This is a genomic window from Actinomadura sp. NPDC049753, assembly GCF_040674655.1.
Classification (GTDB): Bacteria; Actinomycetota; Actinomycetes; order Streptosporangiales; family Streptosporangiaceae; genus Spirillospora; species Spirillospora verrucosospora.
The window spans coordinates 1-3,052 of the sequence record NZ_JBFARL010000392.1; the positions used below are offsets into that span (position 1 = coordinate 1).

A 3,052-nucleotide genomic window follows, 5' to 3' on the forward strand; every position below is an offset into this window, starting at 1 on the left:
CGACGGTCGAGGCCGCCCGCGCCGCCCTCGCCCGCCCCGGTTCGGTCGGCCTGATCGTCCCGGACGCGCGGGCGGGCGCGCACGCGGCGGCCCTGGAGGCCGCCGGGCTGGAGCACGAGGTCCTCGGGCCGGAGTCGGCCGGCGCCGGACGGCTGCTCGTCATCCCCGCGACCCTCGCCAAGGGCCTGGAGTACGACCACGTTATCGTCGCCGAGCCCGCCGCCATCGCCGCCGCCGAGACCCGCGGCCTCGCCCGCCTCTACGTCGTGCTGACCCGCGCCGTCACCACGCTGACCGTGCTGCACGAGGACGACCTGCCCGCCGAGCTGGCGGCGCCGTAGCCGGGTGCGCCCTACACGGGCGCGTCCTACCCGGGCGCGCCCGGCCGGCTCGGCCGCTCCCGCGTGCGCAGCCCTTCGAAGACGATCCGCAGGACGTCCTCGCGGGCCCCGGCGCGTCCCGCCGCGTAGGACATGCCGGCCAGCAGCGCCATGACCTCGCCCGGCCCGACGTCGGCGCGGACGGCGCCGGTCTCCTGCGCCCGGCCGAGGAGGACCCCGAGCGCGGCCTTCAGATCCGGTCCGGCGCGCCCGGTGGCCTCCCGGGCGTCGACGCCGGCCTCGGCCAGCGCCTCGGTGACGGCCTGCTTGGCGGCCGCCTGCGAGACCACCCGGGTGAAGAAGCCGAAGAACGCCGCGCCCGGGTCGTCCGCGGACCGCAGGTCCCGCGCCTCGGCCGCCAGCCGCTCCAGCAGGGCGACGAGCACGGCCTCCAGCAGCGACTCCTTGGTGGGGAAGTGCCGGAACACCGTCCCGATGCCGACCCCCGCCTTGCGCGCGACCTCCTCGGTGGAGGCGGCGGTCCCCTGGACGGCGAAGACCTCCTCGGCCGCGGCGAGGACTTTGGCGCGGTTGCGCAGGGCGTCGGCGCGCAGCGGCCTGCCGGGGGCGGGTGACGTCATCGCTGCCTTCCGTTGACAAGTGGAGTCTTGGCTCCGTATTTTCTCATGCGGAGCCCGTACTCCGATTCTAGGGGAGACCGCATGTCAGAGTTCGCCAGCCCCCGGGCCGTCTTCCAGCGGCTGATCGACGGGATCACCGGACTGCGGCCGGAGGGCCTGCCGCAGCTGTACGCGGAGGACGCCGTGGTCGTCCACCCGTTCGCCCACCCGGCGTCGCGGCTGGAGGGCCGGGAGGCGCTGCGCCGGCACTTCGAGCAGCTGGAGACGCTGCCCGTGGAGCTGAAGGCGCGCAACGTCGTCGTGCACGAGACCGCCGACCCCGAGGTGATCATCACGGAGTTCGAGTACGCGGGCCGCAACACCGCGAACGGGCGGGAGTTCGTCGTGCCCAACATCTTCGTCCTGCGGGTGCGCGACGGGCACATCGTGGAGTCCCGCGACTACGCCCACCACCGCGCGTTCGACGAGGCGATGGCGTGACGCCCCCGGGCGCCGCGTCCCCCGCCGGGGCGTTCGCGCGGTAAGGCGGCGGTTGACTGGCCGTCCCGGCCGTTCCTAGGGTGGACGCGTCCGGCATACCGACCGGTTGGTATGCCCCGTTCCGGGTGGCCGCCGCCACCCACGCCCCGCGCGGAGGCCCCGTGAGCACAGCACCGCCCGACGCCGACGAGCTGAGCAGGCGGGTCGGCGAGTTCCTCGCCGCCCACGACCCCGCGGCGACCGGACCCCTGGAGTTCCTGCGGGCCCGGTTCGACGCCGGGCTCGCCTGGGTGCACTACCCCGAGGGACTCGGCGGGCTCGGCGCCCCGCGGCACCTGCAGCCCGCCGTCGACCGCCGGTTCGCCGAGGCGGGCGCCCCGACCAACCATCCCGAGCGCAACGGCATCGGGCTCGGCATGGCGGCCCCGACGATCCTCGCCTTCGGCACCGAGGAGCAGAAGCGCCGCTTCCTGCGCCCGCTGTGGACCGGCGAGGAGCTGTGGTGCCAGCTGTTCAGCGAGCCCGGCGCCGGCTCCGACCTGGCCGCGCTCGCCACCCGCGCCGTCCGCGACGGCGACGCCTGGACGGTCAACGGCCAGAAGGTGTGGACGTCCATGGCGCACGAGGCGCGCTGGGCGATCCTCGTCACCCGCACCGACCCGGACGTCCCCAAGCACCGCGGCATGACCTACTTCGTCTGCGACATGACCGCGCCGGGCGTCGAGGTCCGCCCGCTGCGGCAGATCACCGGCGAGGCCGAGTTCAACGAGGTGTTCCTCACCGACGTGCGGATCCCCGACGAGCACCGGCTCGGCGAGGTCGGGCAGGGCTGGCAGGTCTCCACCACGACGCTCATGAACGAGCGGGTCGCCATCGGCGGCAGCGCCGCGCCGCGCGAGAGCGGCATGATCGGCGTCGTCGCCGCGCTCTGGCGGAACCGCCCGGAGCTGCGCACCCCCGGCCTGCACGACGCCCTGCTGCGCGCGTGGGTGGAGACCGAGGCGGCCCGGCTCACCGGGGCGCGGCTGCGCCAGCAGCTCACCGCCGGGCAGCCCGGCCCCGAGGGGTCGGGCGCCAAGCTGGCCTTCGCCAGGCTCAACCAGGAGGTGTCCGGCCTGGAGCTGGAGCTGCTCGGCGAGGAGGGCCTGCGCTACGACGACTGGACGATGCGCCGCCCCACCGAGGTCGACTTCACCCGCCGCTCGCCCGGCTACCGCTACCTGCGCGCCAAGGGCAACTCCATCGAGGGCGGCACCTCGGAGATCCTGCGCAACATCATCGCCGAGCGCGTCCTCGGCCTGCCCGGCGAGATCCGCGTCGACAAGGACGTGGCGTGGAAGGACCTGCCCCGATGAGCGACCTGCTGTACGGCGAGATCGAGAACGACCTGCGGGCGAGCGTCCGCGAGGTGCTGGGCGACCTGGCGCCCTGGGCCTCGGTCCTCGCGGGCACGGAGAAGAACGAGCCCTACGACGCGCCGCTGTGGCGGGCGCTCGCCGTCCAGCTCGGCTGCGCCTCCCGGTCCCGCGCCGCGGGTTCGACGCCCGCTCCGCCAGCCACTCCTCGTGGGCCGGGAACCGGCCGGCGCCCGTCGCGTCCAGCGCGTACAGG

Annotated in this window: 3 protein-coding genes and 2 pseudogenes; 4 read left to right on the top strand and 1 reads right to left on the bottom strand. The window is 75.2% G+C overall.

Features of this window, described 5'->3' with window-relative positions; all coding sequences use genetic code 11:
* A pseudogene (locus AB0K37_RS41395) lies at positions 1-341 on the top strand (AAA family ATPase); the annotation flags it as partial.
* 26 nt (positions 342-367) lie between these two features.
* Here the strand turns inward: AB0K37_RS41395 and AB0K37_RS41400 are convergent.
* On the bottom strand, positions 368-961 hold the full coding sequence (locus AB0K37_RS41400) for a helix-turn-helix domain-containing protein (RefSeq protein WP_363991501.1): 594 nt from the start codon (positions 959-961) through the stop codon (positions 368-370).
* Between the two features lie 81 nt (positions 962-1,042).
* Between AB0K37_RS41400 and AB0K37_RS41405 the strand changes: the two genes are divergently transcribed.
* The 3 genes and pseudogenes from AB0K37_RS41405 to AB0K37_RS41415 form a co-directional block, all read left to right on the top strand.
* Entirely contained in the window at positions 1,043-1,441 is a 399-nt protein-coding gene (locus tag AB0K37_RS41405; RefSeq protein ID WP_363991504.1) for a nuclear transport factor 2 family protein, read from the top strand.
* A gap of 161 nt (positions 1,442-1,602) precedes the next feature.
* Entirely contained in the window at positions 1,603-2,796 is a 1,194-nt protein-coding gene (locus AB0K37_RS41410; protein ID WP_363991507.1) for an acyl-CoA dehydrogenase family protein, read from the top strand.
* Positions 2,793-3,052, top strand: a pseudogene (locus tag AB0K37_RS41415) (hypothetical protein); the annotation flags it as partial. The gene AB0K37_RS41410 and the pseudogene AB0K37_RS41415, both read left to right, overlap by 4 nt.

What these genes read in the sequence shown, in the direction of transcription:
- AB0K37_RS41400 (WP_363991501.1), bottom strand. Translation starts at nt 961, where the DNA reads ATGACGTCACCCGCCCCCGGCAGGCCGCTGCGCGCCGACGCCCTGCGC.
- AB0K37_RS41405 (WP_363991504.1), top strand. Translation starts at nt 1,043, where the DNA reads ATGTCAGAGTTCGCCAGCCCCCGGGCCGTCTTCCAGCGGCTGATCGAC.